Annotated in this window: 28 protein-coding genes; 17 read left to right on the forward strand and 11 right to left on the reverse strand. The window is 61.9% G+C overall.

Annotated features, from left to right (window positions below; translation table 11 throughout):
• Positions 1 to 25: 25 nt before the first annotated feature.
• From ACODSP_RS19660 to ACODSP_RS19675, 4 genes are all read right to left on the reverse strand, one after another.
• Entirely contained in the window at positions 26 to 2,116 is a 2,091-nt protein-coding gene (locus ACODSP_RS19660; protein WP_488967244.1) for a hypothetical protein, read from the reverse strand.
• Positions 2,113 to 3,519 (reverse strand): flagellar hook-associated protein FlgK, encoded by a 1,407-nt coding sequence (gene flgK, locus ACODSP_RS19665; protein WP_488967245.1) that lies wholly within the window; start codon positions 3,517 to 3,519, stop codon positions 2,113 to 2,115. The genes ACODSP_RS19660 and flgK overlap by 4 nt, the downstream gene beginning before the upstream one ends.
• Before the next feature lie 255 nt (positions 3,520 to 3,774).
• Positions 3,775 to 4,080 (reverse strand): DUF2934 domain-containing protein, encoded by a 306-nt coding sequence (locus tag ACODSP_RS19670; RefSeq protein ID WP_488967246.1) that lies wholly within the window; start codon positions 4,078 to 4,080, stop codon positions 3,775 to 3,777.
• Between the two features lie 126 nt (positions 4,081 to 4,206).
• Positions 4,207 to 5,697 carry a class I SAM-dependent methyltransferase gene (locus ACODSP_RS19675; RefSeq protein ID WP_488967247.1) on the reverse strand — a complete coding sequence of 497 codons (1,491 nt, stop codon included), beginning with the start codon at positions 5,695 to 5,697 and terminating at the stop codon, positions 4,207 to 4,209.
• Between the two features lie 93 nt (positions 5,698 to 5,790).
• Between ACODSP_RS19675 and ACODSP_RS19680 the strand changes: the two genes are divergently transcribed.
• Positions 5,791 to 6,375 carry a thymidine kinase gene (locus ACODSP_RS19680; RefSeq protein WP_488967248.1) on the forward strand — a complete coding sequence of 195 codons (585 nt, stop codon included), beginning with the start codon at positions 5,791 to 5,793 and terminating at the stop codon, positions 6,373 to 6,375.
• 11 nt (positions 6,376 to 6,386) lie between these two features.
• On the opposite strand, the gene ACODSP_RS19685 is transcribed toward ACODSP_RS19680, so the two are convergent.
• Positions 6,387 to 6,581, reverse strand: a complete 195-nt coding sequence (locus ACODSP_RS19685; RefSeq protein WP_488967249.1) for a DUF2283 domain-containing protein — start codon at positions 6,579 to 6,581, stop codon at positions 6,387 to 6,389.
• Entirely contained in the window at positions 6,578 to 6,919 is a 342-nt protein-coding gene (locus ACODSP_RS19690; RefSeq protein ID WP_488967250.1) for a DUF4258 domain-containing protein, read from the reverse strand. The genes ACODSP_RS19685 and ACODSP_RS19690 overlap by 4 nt, the downstream gene beginning before the upstream one ends.
• A 55-nt stretch (positions 6,920 to 6,974) precedes the next feature.
• Between ACODSP_RS19690 and ACODSP_RS19695 the strand changes: the two genes are divergently transcribed.
• The 5 genes from ACODSP_RS19695 (at position 6,975) to ACODSP_RS19715 (ending at position 9,912) form a co-directional block, all read left to right on the forward strand.
• Entirely contained in the window at positions 6,975 to 7,451 is a 477-nt protein-coding gene (locus ACODSP_RS19695) for a YchJ family protein (RefSeq protein ID WP_488967251.1), read from the forward strand.
• 91 nt (positions 7,452 to 7,542) lie between these two features.
• Positions 7,543 to 7,713 (forward strand): hypothetical protein, encoded by a 171-nt coding sequence (locus tag ACODSP_RS19700; protein ID WP_488967252.1) that lies wholly within the window; start codon positions 7,543 to 7,545, stop codon positions 7,711 to 7,713.
• Between the two features lie 41 nt (positions 7,714 to 7,754).
• Positions 7,755 to 8,801 carry a ferrochelatase gene (hemH, locus tag ACODSP_RS19705; RefSeq protein ID WP_488967253.1) on the forward strand — a complete coding sequence of 349 codons (1,047 nt, stop codon included), beginning with the start codon at positions 7,755 to 7,757 and terminating at the stop codon, positions 8,799 to 8,801.
• 105 nt (positions 8,802 to 8,906) lie between these two features.
• On the forward strand, positions 8,907 to 9,656 hold the full coding sequence (locus ACODSP_RS19710) for a substrate-binding periplasmic protein (RefSeq protein WP_488967254.1): 750 nt from the start codon (positions 8,907 to 8,909) through the stop codon (positions 9,654 to 9,656).
• A gap of 61 nt (positions 9,657 to 9,717) precedes the next feature.
• Positions 9,718 to 9,912, forward strand: coding sequence for an AbrB/MazE/SpoVT family DNA-binding domain-containing protein (locus tag ACODSP_RS19715; RefSeq protein ID WP_488967255.1), 195 nt, complete (start codon positions 9,718 to 9,720; stop codon positions 9,910 to 9,912).
• Between the two features lie 59 nt (positions 9,913 to 9,971).
• On the opposite strand, the gene ACODSP_RS19720 is transcribed toward ACODSP_RS19715, so the two are convergent.
• Complete coding sequence (locus ACODSP_RS19720) at positions 9,972 to 10,391, reverse strand: YbaN family protein (protein ID WP_488967256.1); 420 nt, start codon at positions 10,389 to 10,391, stop codon at positions 9,972 to 9,974.
• Positions 10,392 to 10,539: 148 nt separating this feature from the next.
• Between ACODSP_RS19720 and ACODSP_RS19725 the strand changes: the two genes are divergently transcribed.
• Positions 10,540 to 11,433, forward strand: coding sequence for a LysR substrate-binding domain-containing protein (locus ACODSP_RS19725; protein ID WP_488967257.1), 894 nt, complete (start codon positions 10,540 to 10,542; stop codon positions 11,431 to 11,433).
• Here ACODSP_RS19725 and ACODSP_RS19730 read toward each other — a convergent pair.
• Genes ACODSP_RS19730 through ACODSP_RS19745 form a run of 4 tightly spaced genes read right to left on the reverse strand, consistent with a single transcriptional unit; the run spans position 11,430 to position 13,550 of the window.
• On the reverse strand, positions 11,430 to 12,011 hold the full coding sequence (locus ACODSP_RS19730) for an SCO family protein (RefSeq protein WP_488967258.1): 582 nt from the start codon (positions 12,009 to 12,011) through the stop codon (positions 11,430 to 11,432). The genes ACODSP_RS19725 and ACODSP_RS19730 overlap by 4 nt on opposite strands.
• Positions 12,012 to 12,055: 44 nt before the next feature.
• Positions 12,056 to 12,550: a copper chaperone PCu(A)C gene (locus ACODSP_RS19735; RefSeq protein WP_488967259.1), complete on the reverse strand. Its 495-nt coding sequence runs from the start codon at positions 12,548 to 12,550 to the stop codon at positions 12,056 to 12,058.
• Positions 12,551 to 12,601: 51 nt separating this feature from the next.
• Positions 12,602 to 12,985 (reverse strand): hypothetical protein, encoded by a 384-nt coding sequence (locus tag ACODSP_RS19740; protein WP_488967260.1) that lies wholly within the window; start codon positions 12,983 to 12,985, stop codon positions 12,602 to 12,604.
• Positions 12,986 to 13,043: 58 nt separating this feature from the next.
• Entirely contained in the window at positions 13,044 to 13,550 is a 507-nt protein-coding gene (locus tag ACODSP_RS19745; RefSeq protein WP_488967261.1) for a hypothetical protein, read from the reverse strand.
• Between the two features lie 127 nt (positions 13,551 to 13,677).
• Between ACODSP_RS19745 and ACODSP_RS19750 the strand changes: the two genes are divergently transcribed.
• The 10 genes from ACODSP_RS19750 (at position 13,678) to ACODSP_RS19795 (ending at position 21,133) form a co-directional block, all read left to right on the forward strand.
• Entirely contained in the window at positions 13,678 to 14,253 is a 576-nt protein-coding gene (locus tag ACODSP_RS19750; RefSeq protein WP_488967262.1) for a PAS domain-containing protein, read from the forward strand.
• A 701-nt stretch (positions 14,254 to 14,954) separates the two neighbouring features.
• Positions 14,955 to 16,274: a replication initiation protein gene (locus tag ACODSP_RS19755; protein ID WP_488967263.1), complete on the forward strand. Its 1,320-nt coding sequence runs from the start codon at positions 14,955 to 14,957 to the stop codon at positions 16,272 to 16,274.
• Positions 16,271 to 16,762, forward strand: a complete 492-nt coding sequence (locus ACODSP_RS19760) for a hypothetical protein (RefSeq protein ID WP_488967264.1) — start codon at positions 16,271 to 16,273, stop codon at positions 16,760 to 16,762. Before ACODSP_RS19755 ends, ACODSP_RS19760 begins: the two co-directional genes overlap by 4 nt.
• A gap of 78 nt (positions 16,763 to 16,840) precedes the next feature.
• A complete protein-coding gene (locus ACODSP_RS19765; RefSeq protein WP_488967265.1) occupies positions 16,841 to 17,212 on the forward strand; it encodes a hypothetical protein in 372 nt (123 codons plus the stop codon).
• 177 nt (positions 17,213 to 17,389) lie between these two features.
• Positions 17,390 to 17,602 (forward strand): alkylphosphonate utilization protein, encoded by a 213-nt coding sequence (locus ACODSP_RS19770; protein ID WP_054169117.1) that lies wholly within the window; start codon positions 17,390 to 17,392, stop codon positions 17,600 to 17,602.
• A 94-nt stretch (positions 17,603 to 17,696) separates the two neighbouring features.
• Positions 17,697 to 18,512: an alpha/beta fold hydrolase gene (locus tag ACODSP_RS19775; protein WP_488967266.1), complete on the forward strand. Its 816-nt coding sequence runs from the start codon at positions 17,697 to 17,699 to the stop codon at positions 18,510 to 18,512.
• 31 nt (positions 18,513 to 18,543) lie between these two features.
• Complete coding sequence (locus tag ACODSP_RS19780) at positions 18,544 to 18,831, forward strand: toxin-antitoxin system TumE family protein (protein ID WP_488967267.1); 288 nt, start codon at positions 18,544 to 18,546, stop codon at positions 18,829 to 18,831.
• The gene (locus ACODSP_RS19785; RefSeq protein WP_488967268.1) at positions 18,828 to 19,187 is read left to right on the forward strand and encodes an HVO_A0114 family putative DNA-binding protein; all 360 of its coding nucleotides are present in this window, start codon (positions 18,828 to 18,830) and stop codon (positions 19,185 to 19,187) included. Before ACODSP_RS19780 ends, ACODSP_RS19785 begins: the two co-directional genes overlap by 4 nt.
• A 139-nt stretch (positions 19,188 to 19,326) precedes the next feature.
• Positions 19,327 to 20,301 (forward strand): ParA family protein, encoded by a 975-nt coding sequence (locus ACODSP_RS19790; protein ID WP_102114350.1) that lies wholly within the window; start codon positions 19,327 to 19,329, stop codon positions 20,299 to 20,301.
• Entirely contained in the window at positions 20,291 to 21,133 is an 843-nt protein-coding gene (locus tag ACODSP_RS19795) for a ParB/RepB/Spo0J family partition protein (protein ID WP_488967269.1), read from the forward strand. The genes ACODSP_RS19790 and ACODSP_RS19795 overlap by 11 nt, the downstream gene beginning before the upstream one ends.
• Positions 21,134 to 21,176 lie beyond the last annotated feature (43 nt).

A 21,176-nucleotide genomic window follows, 5' to 3' on the forward strand; every position in this document is an offset into this window, starting at 1 on the left:
CGGTTCTCCTTCTGATGGATCTGTTTCAGGCAAGAAAGTTGATAAGGGACAGGGATTGCATGCGACCGGTGATGGTGTAACTGGCCTGTTGGGTGGACATTGCGGACTGCAGGCGGACGGCCACATCGTTCTGGTCGACGCCTTCGATATTGGCCAATTCGCCCTGGGCCTTGGCGATGGCGTCCTGGTGACGGCTCTGCGTGTTGTCCATGGTGGCCGCCGCATTGACGACGCGGGAATGGACACCGCGCAGCTGGTTCTGCGCATCGGTCAGCAGATTGCGGCCTTCCTCCATCAGCTTGGTATAGTCGCCGGGCCGGTTGATGGCGGCGGTCAGGCGGCGCAGGCCGCTGACAAGCTTCTGGATGGCGGGATCGTTGCTGCTGACACCGTAATTGACGCTGAGCCCGTCATCGACCTGCAGCTTCGCGATGTCGTAGGCCGCCGAAACCTGGCGCGACTTCGCAAAGTCGGTGTCGTAGAAGGGCAATCCAGGCGGGTTGACAATGCCTTCAAATGTATCCTGCTCCGCCAAGGGCGGCAGGTCGTTGGTGATCAACCGCGTCTGGTTGCCGGAATTGTTGATGTCAGCTGTCGTCTGGAACTGGCTGTTCACATCCTTGGCGGTAAAGATCAGCTTGGTGTCGTCTGTGGGATCAATGCTGGCCACCACCGAGGTGGCGGGATCGGCATTGATCTGTACCGCCATCCGCTGCGCCACCCAGTTCGACATGGAGGAGGGGGCGGTATAGGATGGCACCTGTCCCGGCGCATCGGTCGGCAGCGGTGCGTTGCCCCGCAGGATGTCGGTGTCAGTGGGGCTGATGGCATAGGAATATTTCGTCGGCCCGGCGATGATCACCTGCGGCGGCGCATTTTCGTTCTGCACGATGGTGCGGGAACCGATGGAGATGTTGAACACATCGCCGACATCGGCTTCCGCCCCGTGGAACTTCACATTGTCGATCTGCCGCTGTGTCTCGCTGGCTTCCTGCACCGTGTAGGGCGCCTGGGAAGCGTCGATGGCGTCGGGCGCGGTAAGCACCACATTCGCATGCGTGCCATTGTCGTAGACATGGCTGGTCAGCGTGAACTTTTCCTTCACGTCATTGGCCGTGGCGGTGACGATCCCGTTTGAGACCGACAGGGTCACATTGAAAGGGGGGTCGCTGAACTGACGGATCTGGTCGACCATGCCGGTGCCAGTATCGTTGGAAAACACCTCGTCCAGCGACTTCTCGTTCCCCGTCGTGACATAGGTGAAACGCTTGCCATTCAGGATCATCTCGTAGGTTTCGCCAGCGTCTCCACGCTCGCCCACCAGCGTGGTGCGGGTGATCTGCTTGGCCGCAACGATATCGTCCACCGGCTTGGTATTGTAGCGGGAGCCCGAGAACAGGTAGCGGTCGCCGACCCGTTCGTTCAGAAGGGATTCCAGTTCCACGGTCATGCCGCGGATCACTTCACGCGTCGAGGCCATGTCGGGCCAAGAGACATCGAAGGACGAAATGCCCGACCCTTCAAGGCTCTCGATATTCAGCTTGATGACGGCGCCGTCGCCCGGTCCACCGGAAATGGTGAAGCGGTCAGCGTCCACCTGCGGCGGCACCTGTTTCATGTTGACGGTATTGACGGCGCGACCGCCCAGCCCGTCGGTGACGGTGATATCGAAGCTGCCCTTCGGCCCGGTCTGGCTGGGCACGGCGGAGATGGTGTAGGTGGCCTCGGCCTTGAACTTGCTGTTGATATCGTCCACCGACACCTTCATGGCGCCTGCGGACTGGTTGGTGACGCTGCTGATGCGCGTGGCACCGGGCCCCTGCGGCAGGCGTGTGGTGCTGGACAATTCCGACGCCATGTCGGCCATACGGTCCATCAGCGTGTCGTAGGACTTCACGCGGGTCATCGTCTGGTCGATGGTCTGGGAATAGGCCTGGCGGCGTACCAGTTCCGATTTCAGGTCCAAAAGGCGCTGTGACTGCGTGCCGAAGAAGGCCACATCCTGCGACTTCTTGCCCGTGTTGAGCTGGGTCGAGAGATCGTCGATCGCCGACTGCCCGCCCGTGAGCGTGCGGATGGTGTTGATATAGCTGCCATAGCTGCTGATGCGGGTCATCTGACGATCCCCTCGATGGCATCCAACATATTGTTGACCGTCTGCATCACGCGGGCGGCGGCGGAATAGTTGCGCTGGAGCACCTGCAACATGGCGATCTCTTCATCCATGTTGACGCCGGTATTGTTCTTGTACCGGCCTTCCAACTGCGCCTTGAAATCGGTGGCGATGGTGGCCTGCTCGCTGGCAACCTTCTGGTTGCTGCTCCACTGCGCGATGACGGTGGAGACCATGGAGCCGTAGGACAGGCCGGTAGCCCGCAGCCCGTCGGCACTGATGGTGCGGCCAGCGGCGTTCATCGCGTCAGCCACACCCGCTGCGGCACTGGCCTTCACGGTATAGTCGCCCGAGAGAAGGCCGGGATTGATCTCGATATTGCCGGCGCCGGTCCCGATAAAGAACCGGTTCGGCAACTCGCCATCGCCAACAGGATTGGCGCTGTTATAGGCGTCGGCGAAGCTGGTCGGCTCGCCCGGCTTGGTCGATCCCAAGAAGGCTTCGGCAATGGCCTGGGTCTGCGAGCGCAGCTTGCGCAGGATTTCGGCGCCGGGAAGGTTGGATGCGGGCTGCGGCGGGTCCTGCACCGACCCGTCGGTACGCAGCTCCAGCAGGGCGCCCAGCTTGCCGTCACGCACCATACCCGTCAGGTCACGGTCGGATGCCGAGGAACGCAGCTGGCCATTGTCATAGGTGAACTTCACCGGCGCCGCGTCCAGCAGGGACACGCCCGATGTCGTGAAGATCGACAGCTTGCCGTCCGCCCGTTCCACGGTACGGATGCTCATCATCCCGGCCACGTCGCGCACCAGGGCGTCGCGGCGATCCTCCATCTCCATGGTCGGATCACCGGCGCCGCGCGTCACCAGGATGTTGGTGTTGAGCTGATCGATGGAGGACAAGGCTGAATTCAGCTTATCAACCGACTGGTTGATGTCGGTATCCAGCTGCTTCTCGATGCTGTTGATACCGTCATTCAGGCGGCGCAGCTCGCGCGCCAAGTCTTCACCATGGACGACGATCTGGCCCTGGGCCACGGTGCTTTCCGGGGTGGCGGCCAGTTCTTTCCAGGCTGTTTCGAACTTGTCCAGCGCGTCGGTTACGGGCGGCTTGCCCGCCGTCGTGCCCAACAGGTCGGTCGCCTTGCGCATGTAATCAGCCGTGGTCGTCGCACCGGATTCCTCCGAAATGGTCTGTTCCAGCTGTACACGTAGCGCCACATCGACCTGGCGCTTGTATTGGGCGATGCCGGTGCCGCCCTGATTGTCGGAGGTCTGCTCCAGCGTATGCCTGGAACGGTTGGGATCATCCGCCTTGGCCACATTCTCAGCAACCAGCCCCAGCTGCCCTTGGATCAGGCGCAGGCCGTTGCTTGAGTTGTTGAGGACGCCAAACAGGCTGGTCATCGGACGGGTCCCTTGTACCGGCGAAATGCCAGGACCGATCCCCATGACCGGCCCGCCCAATCAACTGCAATAGGCGGGCCAACAATCAGGTTTCAAGGATTTACAAGGGTTTGTGGGCATTCCAGGGCGGTCGATATGACCCCTGGGCAGAATCTGCCGGATGGAAAAATCCGGAAACGGCAAGGATGGCCGGGTACTAAAACAAAAAGCCCCCACCGATGGGCGGGGGCTTCATCATCGGCTGGACAGTCAGGATCAGGCGGAATGAACCGCCGCCGACAGCAGTGACAGGCGGCTGCGCACGATCTGTTCGGCCAGCAGCCAATGCTCGACATCACGGCCCGGCGGCTGCCCTTCCGACAGCCACAGCAGATAGGCTTCTTCGGCGACCTGATCGGTGGTCGGCTCCACCGCGATGGCCACGGCGGCCACGGGGGCCGGATCGGCCTTCTTGGCACGCGGCTTGGCCGGAGCCTTGGCCTTCTTCACCGGCGGCGGGGCCGGAACGGTTTCGGTATCGGGAACGGACAGGGCTTCGGACTTGGCGGATTTGCGCGGCATGGGGCTATCTCTCCATCGCAGGGAACCAAGCAGATTGGGCGCAGGAAGATGGTGCACCGCAACCGTAGAAATTTCCACTCCCTTCCTTTGGATTGCCTCGAAATTTCCGCAAGCCCACCCTTCGCATTATGGCACCGCACCCAAAGCGTGCAGCACCGGCAGACGGCGCCGGGCAAAGGATTCCCACCGCTCGGCCAGCTCGACCTTGTGCCGCTCCGCATTCGTGATCGGCTTGCCATCACGCAGCACCCGCTGACCCAGCGCTTCCAGCGTCGTGAAGGCATGCATCACCGGCTCCTTGCCCTGCTTCAACGCCGCCAGGAACAGCTTGCCCAACCTGTCGACCGCTACGCCGCCACCCGTCACGGGGCTGGCCAAGGCCGGCATGCGGTCTACCGATGCGGCATCCGTCAGCAAGAGTGTGTTCAGCCGCGCGCAAGCGTCCCGGCGCTGATCATCGCCATCAGGCGGCAGGGCCGGTGCGATCAGGTCCAGCGCCTTCAGGGCCGCCAACGCCACCGGCCCCTCCCCCCCAACCTGCGCCAACAGGGCGGCCTCATCCATCGGCCCCGCCTGCAACGCCGTCAGTATGGCGTGCGCCGCGTCAAACGGCACCTCCAAGGGCCGCGTGGCCGGCGTCGCCCGGCGGGGCAGGTCACGCGGATGGCCCAACGCGGCCCAAAGACGTGGCGTCGCCGCCTTAACGGCCCCGCCATCCCGGATGAAAAGGTCGCGGCGGAAGGGCCGGTTGCTGACATAGTCGCGCAGCAACTCCCTGAAGTCAGGATCATCGACAGCGGTCATCCCCCCAACGGTAAGGATGGCATTATCCAACTCCCCCTCCTCCCACCGGTCTGCCGCCCGCACCTGCGCGGCCAGCCGCAGACCGGCAGGGGCCAGGGTCAGGGCCAGATCCGTGAAATAGGTCGGGTGCCAGCTCTCATTGAAATATTCATGCGCCAGATAATCGACAGGACGTTCCAGAAGGGCATCCAGGCGGGTTGTCACCGTCGGGTTCACCCGGAAATACCCGGCCTCCTGTGCCCGCAACCGCTCCGCCAGGGCCAGGGAACCGTTGATGCGCTCAGCCAAACTCCCCTGCCCCCGCCGCGCCGATGCCAGCATCAATTCCCGCAGCGGCAGATATTGCGCCCAGCCCGGCAGGACATTATAGCCGAGATAGACGATCCCGCCGGGCTTCAGATGCCGGTCCAGAAAGGCCACGATCTCCGCCCGCTGCTGCGGCCCCACCCAGGACCAGACGCCATGCAGGGCCACGACATCAAAGGCGGGAAGATCGCTGTCGGCATAATCGGCAAAGCCCAGCGGGCTGACCGTCAGGTTCGACAGGCCCGCTCCATCGGCCAGCCATCGCGCATGGGCCACATGGTCCGGGTTGATATCATTACCCCAGAACCGCGCCTGCGGGTTGGCGGCGGCCAGCAGGGCCAGGCTGAACCCCTGACCAAAGCCCAGCTCACAATAATCAAATGCCTGGCCTGACTGAATGGGCGACCGCTGCCCCAGGGCATCGGCCATGGGCCAGGGCTGCAGCTCCGCATGGAAGCTGTAGGTATAGCCGATTTCCGTGACATACCCGTCCGTCCAGCCCCTCATGATCCCCTTCCCAGCCCAATTATAGCCTGTTTTCATGGCATGAAGCCGTGAACTCGGCTATGGAAAGCCCCGGCCCATCGACAGGAAACAGGCATGCGCTACGGAAAGCTGGAAGTCATCTGCGGGCCCATGTTCTCGGGCAAGTCCACGGAGATCCTGAAGCGCGCCATCTGGTACACGCACGGCACCGGTTCCCACATCATGCTGCTGAAGCCGGCTTTTGATGTGCGTTATGCAGAGAACCGAGTGGTCAATCATGACGGCATCGGCTTCGACGCCATGCCCATCACCCGCATGCCGGCCATCGCCGACAGCATCAAGGCCGTCTTCATCGACGAGGTGCAGTTCTGCGTGGACCCGCATTATCACGGCGACGTGGTGGAGGATGTGCGCAGCCTGTTGCACCGGGGCATTGATGTGGCCGTATCAGGGCTGGACATGGATTGGCGTGGGCGGGCCTTCCCCGTGACCGCCACCCTGGCCGCCATGGCCGACGGCCTGTGGAAACTGAAATCCCGCTGCGCCGTGTGCGGGCATGAAGCGCACAAGACCTTCAAGAAGCACCGCAATGACCGCACCGTCGAACTGGGCCAGGCCGACCTGTACGAGCCGCGCTGCAACCTGCATTGGCACGATCACAGCGAGGCGTCGGGCCGGGAATTGTCATTGGATTTGTAAGCAAACCGGGATCAGGCCGCCACGGCTGCCTTCGGTTTCATACGCCGGCTGACACCCAGCACCTCAATGGCGACAACCTCACCCTCGGCATCAAAATCAAGGATGACCCCCGGCGCAACTTCTTCGCTTTCCACGACGGCGACATTCTCCGGCGCGAAACGGATCGCAAAAGCATCTGCCTGCGGATCATAGCTTTGCTTCATCATGGCCGGGCCCTCCTGTCGAAAAAGACCGTGACAACGATAATGTCATCTTTTTCCTGACGGTGAACAACCCGCAAAACACGGCCTCCAAATTCGGCAATCGCGCGAAAGGATCGGATGGTCCCTGGGTCGGTATCGTCAGGGCGTGTCCAGTGCGGTTGAAGCAATGTGGCTTCGATCCACGCACGCCGGATCCCACGATCCAGCATTTGATCCTGTGCATGCTTGGTCAGAATGATCACAGTGCCCTCGGGGATGGCCCTGCGCAGAATAGAGTAGGATCGGACGGTCCCGCTGATAACCAGGTCACATGACAAAACCGCACTGGCGGTGCTTGTCATGTTCAGCTATCCCCTTGGCGCAACCATAACCAGTTCCGTTCCGTGAGTGATCCCCATGAGCAAGTGCCCCTGCGACAGCGGTCGTGAATTTGATGCCTGCTGCGGCCCCTATCTGGCCCGCACTACACCGGCCCCGACGCCGGAAGCGCTGATGCGCTCACGCTATACGGCGTTCGCCAAGCAGGACATCAAGTATCTGGGCGAAACCCTGCTGCCCGGCACGCAGGATGATTTCGACGCCGAACAGGTGACCGAATGGGCGTCCAAGAGCATCTGGACCGGCCTGGAGGTGCGTTCTACCGCCGATGGCCAGACCGCTGACGAGGCCTATGTCGAGTTCGTGGCCAAGTTCACGATGGATGGCAAGGACCTGATCCACCACGAAACCGGCCGCTTCAAGAACCAGGATGGCCGCTGGTGGTATGTGGACGGCGTCATGGGCCAGCGCCCGCGCACCGTCGCGAAGGTGGGCCGCAACGATCCCTGCACCTGCGGGTCGGGCAAGAAGTACAAGAAGTGCTGCGGCGCCTGATAGGCGCGACCTATCATCATAATCTGATCAATCGATTTCCCTGTTGCCGCCCTTCCTGCCATCTTGAAGCACACAGGATGGAGGAAGGATCATGGCAACCAAGTCCCTGGAAAAACTGATACAGTCACTGCGTCAGCACGGGGCGGGACTGTCTGCGGAAAATGGCCGTTTGGTCATTGAAGGTTCGGCGCCAGCGGATATCTTGATGCAGGCGCACCGTCACCGCAAAGCACTGGCGGCAATGGTGCGCGCCCGTTCCTGACCAGGGCGGGCTCCCCCTTCCCTGTCAGAGTATGTCCCGAATTGACCCAGAACAGCACCTCGCCCGCCCTGCCCGCCGGCCATCCGCCTGTCAAGGCGCCCAAGATTGGCGTGCTGCTGGTCAATCTGGGAACACCGGAAGCCACCGATTATTGGTCGATGCGCCGGTATCTGTCGGAATTCCTGTCCGACCGGCGCGTGGTGGAGGTGCCGCAGGCCATTTGGCAGCCGATCCTGCAGGGTATCATCCTGACCTTCCGACCCCGGAAAAGCGGCCATGCCTATGCCGGCATCTGGAATCAGGAACGCAATGAAAGCCCGCTGAAGACCTTCACCCGTGCCCAGGCCGATGGGCTGCGCACCGCGCTGACGGGCACGCATGATGACCGGATCATCGTGGAATGGGGCATGCGCTATGGCCACCCCTCCACCGCCAAGGGCATCGACAGCCTGATCGAGCAGGGGTGCGAGCGTATTCTGCTGTTCCCGCTCTATCCGCAATATAGCGCCACAACAACGGCGACGGCCTGTGACCAAGCCTTCCGCCATCTGATGGGTCTGCGCCGGCAGCCGGCCATACGGACCGTTCCGACATATCACGACGATCCGGCCTATATCGACGCGCTGGCCGCCGGTGTCTCTCGCCATCTGGACAGCCTGTCCTGGAAGCCGGAGCGTATTATCGCTTCCTTCCACGGCCTGCCGAAGATGTACCTGGAAAAGGGCGATCCCTATCACTGCTACTGCCTGAAGACGGCCCGCCTACTTCGGGAAAAGCTGTGCATGGATGCGGGGATGCTGACGCACGCCTTCCAGTCCCGCTTCGGACGGACGGAATGGCTGCAGCCCTATCTGGAACCCATGGTCAAGGCCCTGCCGGAACAGGGGGTGAAGAAGCTGGCGATCCTGGCCCCCGCCTTTGTCAGCGACTGTGTGGAGACGCTGGAGGAAGTGAACCAGGGTATTCGGGAGACTTTCCTTACCGCTGGGGGGACCGACTTCACCTACATCCCCTGCCTGAATGATCATCCCGATCATATCAGCCTGCTGCGCGGGATTGTGGAGCGGGAGTTGGCGGGCTGGCTCTGATCATCCTTACCGCCTGGGGGCATATAATTCTCTAACCTTCGATTGACCACAGACTACGGTTAACCATAGTCTGATCAGAATGTTGATGGTCTTCGGGGGCATCAGGTGCGGCGTTTGGCGATGGTCCTGCTGGTCTTGTCGCTGTCTCCCGTGCCGGCATTGGCCGAGACAACATCGTTAAAGCTGGTTACCGGCACCGACTATGCCCCCTATGTGGATGACAGGCTGCCCGATGGTGGCCCTGTCACGGCGCTGGTACGGCAGGCCTTCGCCAAATCCGGCCAAGCCGTGACCGTGGCCGTAGAGCCCTGGCGTCGGGGCTATGAAGGCCTGCTGGCCCAACGGTTCGATGGAACCTTCCCCTATATCCGTACCGAACAGCGTATGCGGGAAGTGCTGTTCTCCGACCCGATCACCACAGTGCGCCAGCATCTGATCGTGGCCCTGGGCAATGAACGGGCCGCTATGGCCAGTGGCTGGATGAAGGGCAAGCGGGTTTGCGCCGCCGTCGGCTATGGCCTGCCGCCCTGGATGGATTTCCTGATCCGGCAGGGTGATGTACAGCGGGTGACACCGACCCAGCAGCGCAGTTGCCTATCCATGATCGTGGGTGGACGGGCCGATTTCATGGTAGAGGATGAACGCATCGCCGTCGCCCGCCGTGCGGAACAGACGGAGCGGGAAAAGCTGGCCACCGTACCCGGCCCCGCCGCCAGTGAAGCCACCCTGCATCTGATCGTTGCCCGCGACCACCCGAATGCCCAACAGATTCTCGATGCGTTCAACCAGGGGCTGGCACAGCTGCGGGCGGAAGGGGCGATACCCGATCTGCTGGCATCAAAGCCCCCCTCCTGATCCCATTGCCCTGCCCCGCGGCCCGTCCTAATCTGGTGACCAAACCATTTTGGATCATGCCATGGACACGATCATCGGCCCCGACGGCGGCATTACACTGACACCGGAGATGCTGGACCATCTGGGCCTTAAGCCCGGTGACCGTCTGAATGTGCTATTGACAGCCGATCACCGCGTCGAACTGGCAGCACCGGCCAAGGCGCCGGGGGAGAAACTGCTGAAAAGCATGCTGGGCCGAACGGGCAAAGGCTCTTAAAAAGAAAGCCCATGTGTTGGCGACCATGGGCTTTTTAGGTTTCCGTTGGAAAGCTGCCGTCAGCTCCGCCTATTCCTTACCGTTTGGGGGCGTGGTTCGGGCCGTGACACGACATAGAAGGCGGCCAGGGCCAGCAATCCGATCGCACCGCCGGCCAGCCAAGGCTGCCCATCTTCGATCATGTACAGGATGCCTGCCCCCACACTCATCCCTGCTAGCGCCGCCAGCTTGCCGCGCCGTGTCACCTGTCCCTGCTCCAGGAACAGCCGCAACGGCATACCAAAACGCGGATGCCGCAGCAGCCGATCTACACGCGGATCACCCAATCTGACCAGGCACCATGCCGACAGCAGCAGAAATACCGTCGTCGGCATGACCGGCAGAACCATGCCGACCATACCCAGCAGCAGGAACAGACTGGCACCAAGCCGGTAAAGACCACGGGCGATAGGCCGGGGTACAGGGTAGGGTCGTCTCATAATCTCTTCTCCTAACCTGTGATTGCGACGTCGCAATCAGGCCAAACGACAAGCATCCCGTACGGTAGTTCCGTCATTTCAACTGGTACAATTGATTGTTCAAATGATAATGATCGGCAAAACCTATCATTCGAACTGGGGTTGAAGGATGAATCTGCGGGACCTGCGCTATGTCATCGCCGTGGCCGACCATCGCCATTTCGGACGGGCGGCAGAGGCCTGTCATGTCAGTCAGCCCACCCTTTCCGGTCAGTTGCGAAAACTGGAGGAGATGTTGGGCATGACCCTGTTCGAACGGACCAACAAGTCCGTCGTCCCGACACCGGCAGCGGAACAGATCCTGCCGCTGGCCCGCGCCGCTGTGGAAAATGCCGACGCCATCGCCGCCTTGGCCCAGGGCTGGCGCGACCCGCTGGCTGGTTCCTTACGTCTTGGGGTCATCCCAACGCTTGGACCCTATCTGATGCCGCGTGTGCTTGGCCCGCTGAAACAGCACTATCCGAATCTGGATCTGGTGCTGTGGGAAGATGTCACCGACAATCTTCTATCGCGTCTGCGCCGTCATGAACTGGATGCCGCCCTTCTGGCGACCAATGTGATGGAAGATGGGATTGTCGACATCCCGCTGTTCGACGAGCCGTTCCTGCTGGTCATGCCGGAAGCCCATCCGCTATCCGCCGTGGAGGAGATCGATGCGGCACGGCTGGAAGCGGTGGAGATGCTGGTGCTGGCCGATGGCCATTGCCTGCGTGATCAGGCGCTGGCGGCCTGTAAACAGCCGGGCGGCGGACGCGCCGACCTTCGCGCGACAAGCCTGGAAATGCTGCTGAACATGGTGGCCGCCGGCTATGGCTGCACCCTGGCGCCCGCCGTGGCGGTGGCGGGGCGCGCGTCCCCCGTGTCTGGCACGGTGACGCGGCCCCTGGCCCCCGGAACGGCGGGCCGCACGGTTCGTCTGGCCTTCCGCGAGACCTTCCCCCGCCGCACAGCCGTGGAGGCGGTGGCGGCGGCGATCCGAACCTTACATCCTGGGGGAACTTAACCCGCGCGGACCTTACGGAACCATTCCAGCATTTCCGCCGGCTCCACCCCATGGCCGAAAACGCGGACGAAGGTCCCATTGCGGTCCATGAGATAGATGAAGGCGGAATGATCCATGAGATAGTCGGACGTTCCCGCCTCTTCCGCAGATACTTTCTTATAATAGGCGCGGTAAGCCTTGGCGGCAGCGTCGATCTGCTCCGGGGTACCAGTCAGGCCCCGTATCTGCGGATGGAACAGGGGGACATACCCCGCCAACTGCTGGGCGGTATCACGCTCCGGGTCGATGGTGATGAACAGGGCTTGGGCATCGGCGCGTTCTTCATCCGTCATCTGATCCAGCGCTTGCCCGATCACCTGAAGGTCGGTGGGGCAGATATCGGGACAGAAGCTGTAGCCGAAATAGACCAGCGAGATTTTGCCCTTGAGAATGTCCTGGGTGACCAGCTGCCCCGTATGGTCGGTCAGGGAGAAGGGGCCGCCGATGGCGGCGCGCCCCTGTCCTTGCTCCGACTTCTGCGGCGACAATCGGTCAGCGACCAGAACGACGGTGCCCAGCAGTGCGGCAGTCGCCAACACGGCCAGGCCGGTCCAAAATGTCCGGCGCCTCACGATGCCGACAATCAGTGCTGATGGCCGGAATGCTCGCCATGACCGCCATGGTCATGCTCCGCCATCGGCGCCTTGGCACCCGGCCCCTGCACCGGCACATTGACGGTCACGACCCCTGCCTTTTCAAAGTTCAGGGTCAGGGGGAAGCTTTCACCCTGCTTCAGCGGGGCCTTCAGGCCCATCAGCATGATATGCAGACCACCGGGCTTCAGCTCGGTCGGCGTGCCCGCCGTGACCGGGATACCGCCTTCGACCGGACGCATCTTGGCGATGCCGTCCTGCATCAGGTGGGTGTGCAGTTCCACCTTGTCCGCCACCGGGCTGCTGCCACCCAGCAGCTTATCGCTGCCGGCATCAATGTTGAGCGTCAGGAAGGCGGCGCCGGCCTTTGCCGTGGGGGCAGAGGCACGGGAGAAGGGACTGGTGACACTGATCTCCGCCTGAGCGGCACCGGCCAGCAGCAGGACAGCGGCGGAAAGGAACAGGCGTTGGGCGAATTTGCGCATGGTGGAATTCCGTCTGTGAAACATCATGAAACAGGGTTGGGGCAGGGGAGGTCAGTTCCCCGGCGGTCCCCGCGCACCCAATCCATGTGCCCAGACCGTGACGTGCCGGATCAATCCCGGCAGCAAAAGCATCGGCGCCCGGTCCCAAAGCCGGGGCAGGGGAATGCCGGCCTGTTCAACCGGCCCCAGCGGCGCCGGCAACAGGCCGAAGGGGCAGGCAAGCCCATGATCAACAGTCTGGGTACCGGTTCCATCCGGCGTCACCTGCACCACGCGGCACAGCGTCAGGGTCAACGCACCCCGCGCCAGTGCAGCCGTATCCGGCATATAGCCGCGCGGCAGCAGGGCGACGAGCATCAGCACCGGCAACAGCATCCACGCTGTCCAGCCCCGCCAACCACCCTGTCGCATGATCATGGCGCCTGTCATATTCATGCGATGCCATGCGGGCGGGGCGCTGTCCAATGTTCTGTTGTCGCAAATCGGCCTCTGCTCAATGCAGGCGGCTGCCCACCGGCGCCCGCTCCAGCACCGGCACCCGATCGGATGACAGGTCGTAACCGGCATCCAGCATCAGCCGTGAATATCCTTCCAGCACGGCACCCGCCGTCTGCGCCGCCTCCGGTGGCAACCATGCCGTCATCATATGTTCCAAACCAACCCCATCGCCACCCTGGGCACTGATCATCGCATTCAGCAACTCTGCCTCATCATCGGTCAGCCGGGTACAGGCGGGACAGCCCAGGGCCGGCGGATGCCGGGCCGCAATCAGGAATATCCGCATCAGGCGGTCGATATTGACAGGGGCAAGAGGAACCCCCGCCGATGCATAGACATCCCGCAACAGCAGGGAAGGGCACCGCCCCTGTCCCGTGCATGCCGCCCAGTACCGCAGCCCCCACAGGGCCAGCCGCGCCGACGGGTACAGGGCCACAAAGGGCATGTTGCCGGCGATGGCGGGGCGATGGGGGCGGGCATGGCCGCGACGGTCGATCTGCATGTTCCTTGATCCTTGTGGAGATGCGACGTCGCAACAATAGAGCTATTGATAATCATTCTCAATAACTCAATGCCTGTTGCCACCTCACGCCTGACGGGCCATTGTGAATGGTCGAAAGGTTTCATCCATGGGCATGCTGATCTTTTCCCGTCTGGCCGCGCCCTTTGGCATGTGGGAAACCCACGCGGGTGAGCCTTTGCAGGACACGCCGGACATGATGGTGGAATTGCGTGACCAATGGCGCGAATGCGCCGCCGGCCCCGCAATACCGCGCGCCCTGGATTTCACGCCGGTTGCCCTGCGCAGCATCGCCAACAACCTGGCCCTGGTCGATCTGCGCCTGGGCGTGGAACAGGCGCGGTACCTGTGGGCGGGGCAGGGGCTGGTGAAACTGTTTGGTTCGCCCCTGACCGGCAAGCTGCTGTCGCAATGCTATAGTGGCAAGACGCTGACGGAAGTGCGCGATGCCTATCGCCGCATGCTGGACTTGGGCGGCCCCGTTTTCTCCGACCGCTGTTTCCGCGTCTTCACGGAAAAGCTGGGCTATCATCGCCTGATGCTTCCTTTGCTTGACGATACGGGCGAAGTCGGATTCGTGATGCTGATGATTCTGCCCAAGGCGGGCCTCCGTTCAGCCAGTGATTGGCGCTGTCTGGAAATGGAGCTGGACCTTGTCGAGGCCCTGCGCAGCACGGAACGCTGACCCTTTCCTTACTGTTTGGGGGAGGGGGCCGCACAGCTGGGACTCGGCGCATCCTTACTCCCTGGGGGATGAGAGATACGCCCCGAACCCTTACTGGCCGGGGGATGACTTCCTTACCGTTCGGGGGCCTGAAACCCTTTCTCTGTCTTACCAACCCCCGAGTCCACAGGACCACAGGGCAGAAGCAGAATCCCGAGTCTCCTTACGGCCTGGGGGAAACAGCCCCTTACGCCGCGGGGGTGTGCCAAACCGCCCATGACAGGCCCCCGAACAGTAAGGATTCCCCCAAGACGTAAGGAGTGGGCAAGCACATCACGTTCGGAGTCGCCAATCCCCCAAACAGTAAGGATAAGCCCTTACGAGTCGGAAATAATCGAACACATCGACGGTTCAGGTTAGCGCACACCCAGCCCTACCAAATCCCTCAATCAACTCGAAAATCCTGTCCTGTTTAGTGTTCCAAGATTCTAGTAAAGATTCTAGGGCGCGGAGAGGCGCGGAATTACTGGGGTTTTTGGGCATCATCCTTACAGGGCGGGGGTGGCTTTCCCCACTTCTCGGGGGCATTTCACCCACGCCCCAGGGCGTAAGTGTTTCCCCCATCCGGTAAGGCATGGAAATCCCTGTGGAAAACACCTTTCCTTACTTGCACCAGCTGTAAGGAAGGGACTAACTTCCGTCCCAAGAGAGGGGACCCCACCATGCCACCCAGCCGCCGCAAGACCAGCAGTGCCGAACCGGTGCGGGATAAACCCTTGGCTGCCATCGTACCCTATGTCCCCTCTGCCGGCGACAGTGGCGTGGTGATCGACCTGGAAGGCAGCCTGGTGGAAAGCAGTGGCGGGGGGGAGAACCTGCCTGCCCTGGACCGGATGGGCCAGACGGCGCGCGTGGCTGCCGCCACCTTTGAACGTGACGGCTACAAGCATCTGATCAAGGCGGCGGAGGCGGTCTATTCCTACCCCGCCAACGGCTCGCGCCTGTCCCTGCCGGCGCAGAAAATGCTGAATTTCATGATCCATCTGGCCGGCAGCCAGAATTTCGCCAACAAGCTTTACCGCCTGCCCAAGAAGGTGGTACGCGGCAACCACAAGGGCAATGAGCGCATTTTCGATGCGGTGAAAGAGATTTACGAAAGCTCCCTGGTCGTCATCGGCCCGTTCCGGGGCCGGCGCAGCCGTGCGGAATTGCGCATTCTCTCCTCCTATGTCCGGCCGGAGGATGAGGTGGAGATCGACAGCACCGACATCCATTTCCAGTTCACCGACGCCTTCCTGGAACTCCAGCGCTCATCCCAGCTCTGGGCCCGTCTGTCGGGTCCGGCCATGGTCAAGGTCACCAGCACCTATGCCCTGAAGCTCTATGAGATCGGGATGCAGCGCTATCAGATGGACCACCCGTCCCTGACCCTGGACATCGAAACGCTGCGCAAGCTGCTGAACGTGCCGGAGGGGGCGTACAAGGATTTCGGCATCCTGCGTACCCGCACCATCGACCGCGCCATGGCGGAGGTGAACCAGCTTGCCCCCTTCCGCGTGGAGATGCCGGAAGAGAAGATGAAGCGGAAGGGCCGCAAGATCGAGGAAGTGACCCTGGATTTCCACGCCAAGGATGAGGACGAGGCTGCCGACACCTTCCTGGAACGTGAACGCAGCTCCACGGGCCGCAAAACCAGGCGCGAGGCGGGGGAGGGGACGAAGCCGGCCCTGGCCGCCACCCCCCGCTCCCTGCCGGAACCCGCCCCGCCCTTGCCCGATGCCGACGATGCCGAGGCACTGTGGGCCGCCGCCCGCCATGCGCTCAGCCAGAAGCAGGTGCCCGGTCCCTTACTGCGCGACCTCAGCGTGGTGGGCATTGAGGAAACGGCGCGCGGCACCCGCAAGCTGGTTCTGCGGGCCGGCCACGCTGCAACGGCGGAAACGGCCCGGCGCAGCCATGAGGCGACGATGCGAACCGTGCTGTCGTCGCTGACATCGGGCAGCATCGGCGAGGTAGAGTTTCAGGCGGTGAAACGGCGATGACGCTTGCGTTTCTACGCGATGTTATGATCATCAGTGAACTGGCGAGGCTTCAAGAAAGTCGGTACCAGGAAGCACAGCAGGCACTCGCCGAGGAGGCGAGGCGAGAAAAAGTTGCACAGGCGGCAGCTGCCCATAAGCGCTTGCTCAAGATATTGACCGAAAGTCACAGGATTAAACTGAAGTGCATGGACTGGAACGCTATCGTTGAAAGTCCGGTGCCTGAGGACGCTGCCCACTACGCGACCAATGAACGGGCAGCACTGCAAGCACTTGCAGAGTACCGACCCAGCCTGTGGGCATTTCTTTCCGGTGGCGCCAAACGGCGGCGTTTGGAATTGGAAACGTTGGTTGCGGATGCTCGAATAAAAGACCGTATAAGCCAACAGCGCATGCAGCAACTGGTTGAGGATCGTCGTCGTAAGCGTAATCTTGCCCGGGACGTTCTTTCATTGAAGCCAGACGCTCTTATTGGCGCCTTCAGGCAGTAGGCTGAATTTAAGGATGTTGGGGTCGAAAAGGTTCATGTCGACATAAACGATACCCAAATCAGTGTGTTAATCGATGCTATGGAACTGGGGGATATGCCGGTATTTACTTTTTCCACCTCAGAAGACGGAGAATTAATCCGCCGTAATCTCACTGTTGAGGAACGAATAGGGCTTTACCGCGAAAACATATGCTCTTCTGCCATTCGGGTTTCGGCTGAAGCTTTGTGCATCATGCCCGTGAATGAGGTGCATGTTACAGTACATGCGGACATTCTGAACCGGTCCACTGGACATACGAAGGCGGAACCCATACTGCGAATGTCTGTTACTCTTGAAGCCCTGGCCGCCACCAATCTCGTTATGGCCGATCCCGTCCATTTGGCAATACATCTCGGTACGCAGTTTGATTGGGATGCTCAGGAAGGTTTCAAGCCTTTAAATGTAGCATAGACTCTGTTTTTCGCTGACGAGGATGTTCGAGAGAGTCACGTTAAATACCCGCCTTAGTAGCGCTTTATATGTAATTTTCAAGACACTGTAATTTGCTCGGGTGAGCAATCCGCTTTCCACATTCATGAGGAGGCTGACTGTTCGGCTATGGTTCCGCCCTACACGGTGGAGGAACTGATGGACGTTAAGGACTGCAACGGCAATATCCTGGCCGAAGGTGACAGCGTTACCCTGATCAAGGATCTGAAGGTCAAGGGTGCCAATGTCACGCTGAAGCGCGGCACCGTCGTCAAGAGCATCCACCTGACCGATGATCCCGAAGAGATCGAGGGCAAGGTGGAGAAGGTGAAGGGCCTGGTGCTGAAGACCTGTTTCGTCAAGAAGGCCTGATCTGACCGTCTGTCGAACAGACGCGTTGACGTAGGATGTTCCCTGGTCCGCTTCCGGTGATGCTGCCGGCACTACCGTGATCGGGGAGGAAAAGATGGTGCGGCTGCGGCGTGGATATGCGGACGGTCCCTGTGGCCAGATACATTACTGGGATGGCGGCAAGGGCAAGCCGCTGGTCCTGGTGCATCAGGCCATCATGTCGGCCAACGAATATGACTATGTGTTTCAGCCCTTTTTGGACCGGGGTATCCGGCCCATCGCGCTGGACCTGCCCGGTTTCGGCCTGTCCGATCCGCCGTCGAACCCGCCCAGCATCGCCGACTATGCCGCCGCCATCCCGCCGCTGCTGGACGCCCTGGGCATTCAGCGGGCGGCCATCGGCGGCCATCATACCGGCGCGCTGGTCAGCAATGAGGCCGCGAACCTTTATCCCGACCGGATCAGCGCCTGCATCCTGGGTGGCCCGCTGCTGATCTCTGACACTGTGCGTCAGGCTCTGATCACCGACATCGTGGAGCGGGAAAAGGCCTTCACGGCCCTGCCGGATGCCGCCCACATGGTAGAGGTGGCCAGGATCCGGGAACGCTATGCCGCCGGTACTGTCAGCCTGGACCGCATCACGGATTATGTGGTGCAGGCCATGCAGGCCTATGCCATGGGCACCTACTGGTACGGCCACGCCGCCGCTTTCGAATACCGTCAGGAAGCGCCGCTGATGGCCCTGCGCCAGCCGACCCTGATCCTGACCAACACCGGCGACATGATCTATCAGGCGGCGCTGGACGCCCACCGCATGCGCCCCGATTTCGCCTTCCACGCCATTGAGGGTGGTGGCATTGACATCCTGGACCAGAGCCCGGTGGAATGGGCCAATGCGGCGGCGGACTTCCTGCACGGGGTGGATTATTGATTGGGTGGCGCTGCTGGTGTAAGATACCAGCATGAAAGCCAGTCTGGTCCTGCGGCGGCGTTTTGAGGTTGATGCGGCCAGCTTTGCCGAATTGGTGATCTGGTCATTGCCGCAGCCCGTGCCGCCGTCGGAACACCCTTTCAAGTACCGGATGGTGTTGATCCACAAGGGCGAAAGGGTGCTTGGGTTCGACAATGAGCGGGGTAAGGACGATCACCGGCACGATGGTGCCCTTGAAACCCCCTACCAGTTCCAAACTGTTGAGCAACTGGTTGCCGATTTCCTGACGGCTATCGAACGATGGAAGGCCGCGCGATGAAGCAGTTGACGGTTGAGGTACGCAAGAACGCCCAAGACCAGGCACTGGCCGAGTTCGTTGATGCCTGGAAAAAGTTGGAAAAGGGCGCGACGGTAGAGGCCTCCGACCGGCTCTATTTCCGGGACTGGAGCACCTTCGCATCCCTTTTTTCGCCACGCCGTGTGGAGCTGTTGGAAGCCCTGCGCCAGGAACCGGCAGACAGTATCCGCGCCCTGGCGCGGCGCCTGGGACGTGACCAGAAGAATGTGCATGCTGACGTACAGGCGTTGATGAATGTCGGTTTGATTGAGCGGGATGGTGATCAATTGACAGCGCCATATACCGAGGTGGGAGCGGCGTTGACGTTTGCGGCGTGAGGACGCCGGCTTTCGAGCGGCGGACTTTCTCCTGTTGACGCCCCACAACCCCACCAGTTGACAGACCGTCAACCAATCCCTATGCTCCCCCGCAGACACGGCCACAAGCAGTTGGGGGCGCATCATGGATGGGGCGGCGTTGAGGGCTGCGCGCGAGGCGCGGGGGGATACGCAGCAGGCCTTTGCCGACTGGCTGAATGCCCGCCTGGGCCGCCGGTACGACAAGGGCCGCGTTTCCCGCTGGGAAGGCGGGACGGAGAAGATCCCGCAGGCCGTGGCCGATATCGTCGTGGCCCCGGCCCGGCGGCAGCGTGACCGTGCCACCATCATCGCCATTTCAAACCAAAAGGGCGGGGTGGGCAAGACCAGTGCCGCCGTCAACATCGCCGCCGCCCTGGCAGCATTGGGTCAACGCGTGCTGCTGGTCGATGCCGACCCGCAGGCCAGCGCCACGGTCCATCTGGGCATCAGCCAGGCTGAGGCGTCGGACGCAGGGCGCACCACCTATCACGTCATGCTGAAGGATCAGCCCGTATCCGGTGCGGTGATGCCGGTCTGTGACGGGCGGTTCCATCTTCTGCCCTCCACCATCCTGCTGTCGGCGGCGGAGACGGAGCTTATGGCGGAGCCGATGGGCACGCTGGTCCTGCGGGAGAAGCTGTCCAGCGTGTCACGCTCCTACGACTACATCCTGCTCGATTGCCCGCCGCATCTGGGCATGATGACGCTGAACGCGCTGGCCGCTGCCACGGGGGTGCTGATCCCCGTGCAGACGGAAATGCTGGCCATGATGGGTGTGCCGCTGCTGCTGGACACCATTGCCAAGGTGCGGCGCCGGGGTAATCCCGACCTGTCGATTATCGGTATTCTGCCCACCATGTTCACCTCGCGCCATACGCAGGACCGCGCCACCCTGGCCGATCTGACGGAACGGTTCGGCGGCAGCCTGCGCATCTTCACCCCGGTGCCGCGCTCCACCATTTTCCCGCAATCGGTGGCCGCCGCGCAGCCGACCGTGGATGTCGCGTCCGACCCTGCCATTGTCGCCCCCTTCCGGGAGGTGGCCAGTTCCCTGCTTGAAGCCGACCAGACGGAGGAAGCCCGTGTCGCGTAAGCTCGCCCGCACCAATCCGGCGCTTGCCCCCGCCACGCCGGCGGTTCCGCGCGACAGCGGGTTGAACCGGCTGTTCGGCACTTCCGCCGATTTCCCGGAACTGGTGGAACTGGACCTGGATCAGGTTCATCCCAACCCGGAACAGCCGCGCCGGCATTTCGATCCTGCCGCCCTGATGGAACTGGCCGACAGCATCCGCCACAATGGATTGCTGCAGCCGATCCTGGTGAAGAAGCACGCCGAGGGCGGTTACATCATCGCGGCGGGTGAGCGGCGCTGGCGCGCCCATGGCCTGCTGGGCAAGCCCACCATCTTCGCCGTCATCACCAAGGGCGATATTGAGGAAGTGGCACTGGTGGAGAATCTCCAGCGCCGGGATCTCGATGCGCTGGAAACCGCCTCTGCCCTGGCCCGTCTGGGTGAACGGCATAATTACGCCCAGGAACAGTTGGCTGCCGTTGTCGGCCTGTCCAAGTCGGAGGTCTCCCGCTTGCTGGCCCTGCGCGGTCTGCCGGAAAAGGTGCAGGCCGAATATCCCGCCTTCCGTGACAAGGTGACCAAGAGCCACCTGTTCGTCCTGGCCGATACGGAAGGGGAGGAGGCGCGGCTGGCCCTCTGGTCGCGCATCAAGGAAGGGGCGACCATCAAGGAACTGCGCGTCGCCAAGCAGAAGCCGACGGACCCGGTGGTCGAAAGCCCTGTCCTGACCGTTGCTCGTAAGCTGGGCCGCAGCCTGGACAAGCTGTCAGACCGAGCGGGCCGGCTGGCTGCTGATGAGGTGCAGAGCCTGACGGCCCTGCGTGACCGGATCGACCGCTTGATCAAGGGCTGAACTTGCGACGTCGCAAGCAACTATTCCCCCAAGCGGTAAGGAT

The organism is Niveispirillum sp. FG156, from assembly GCF_057809555.1.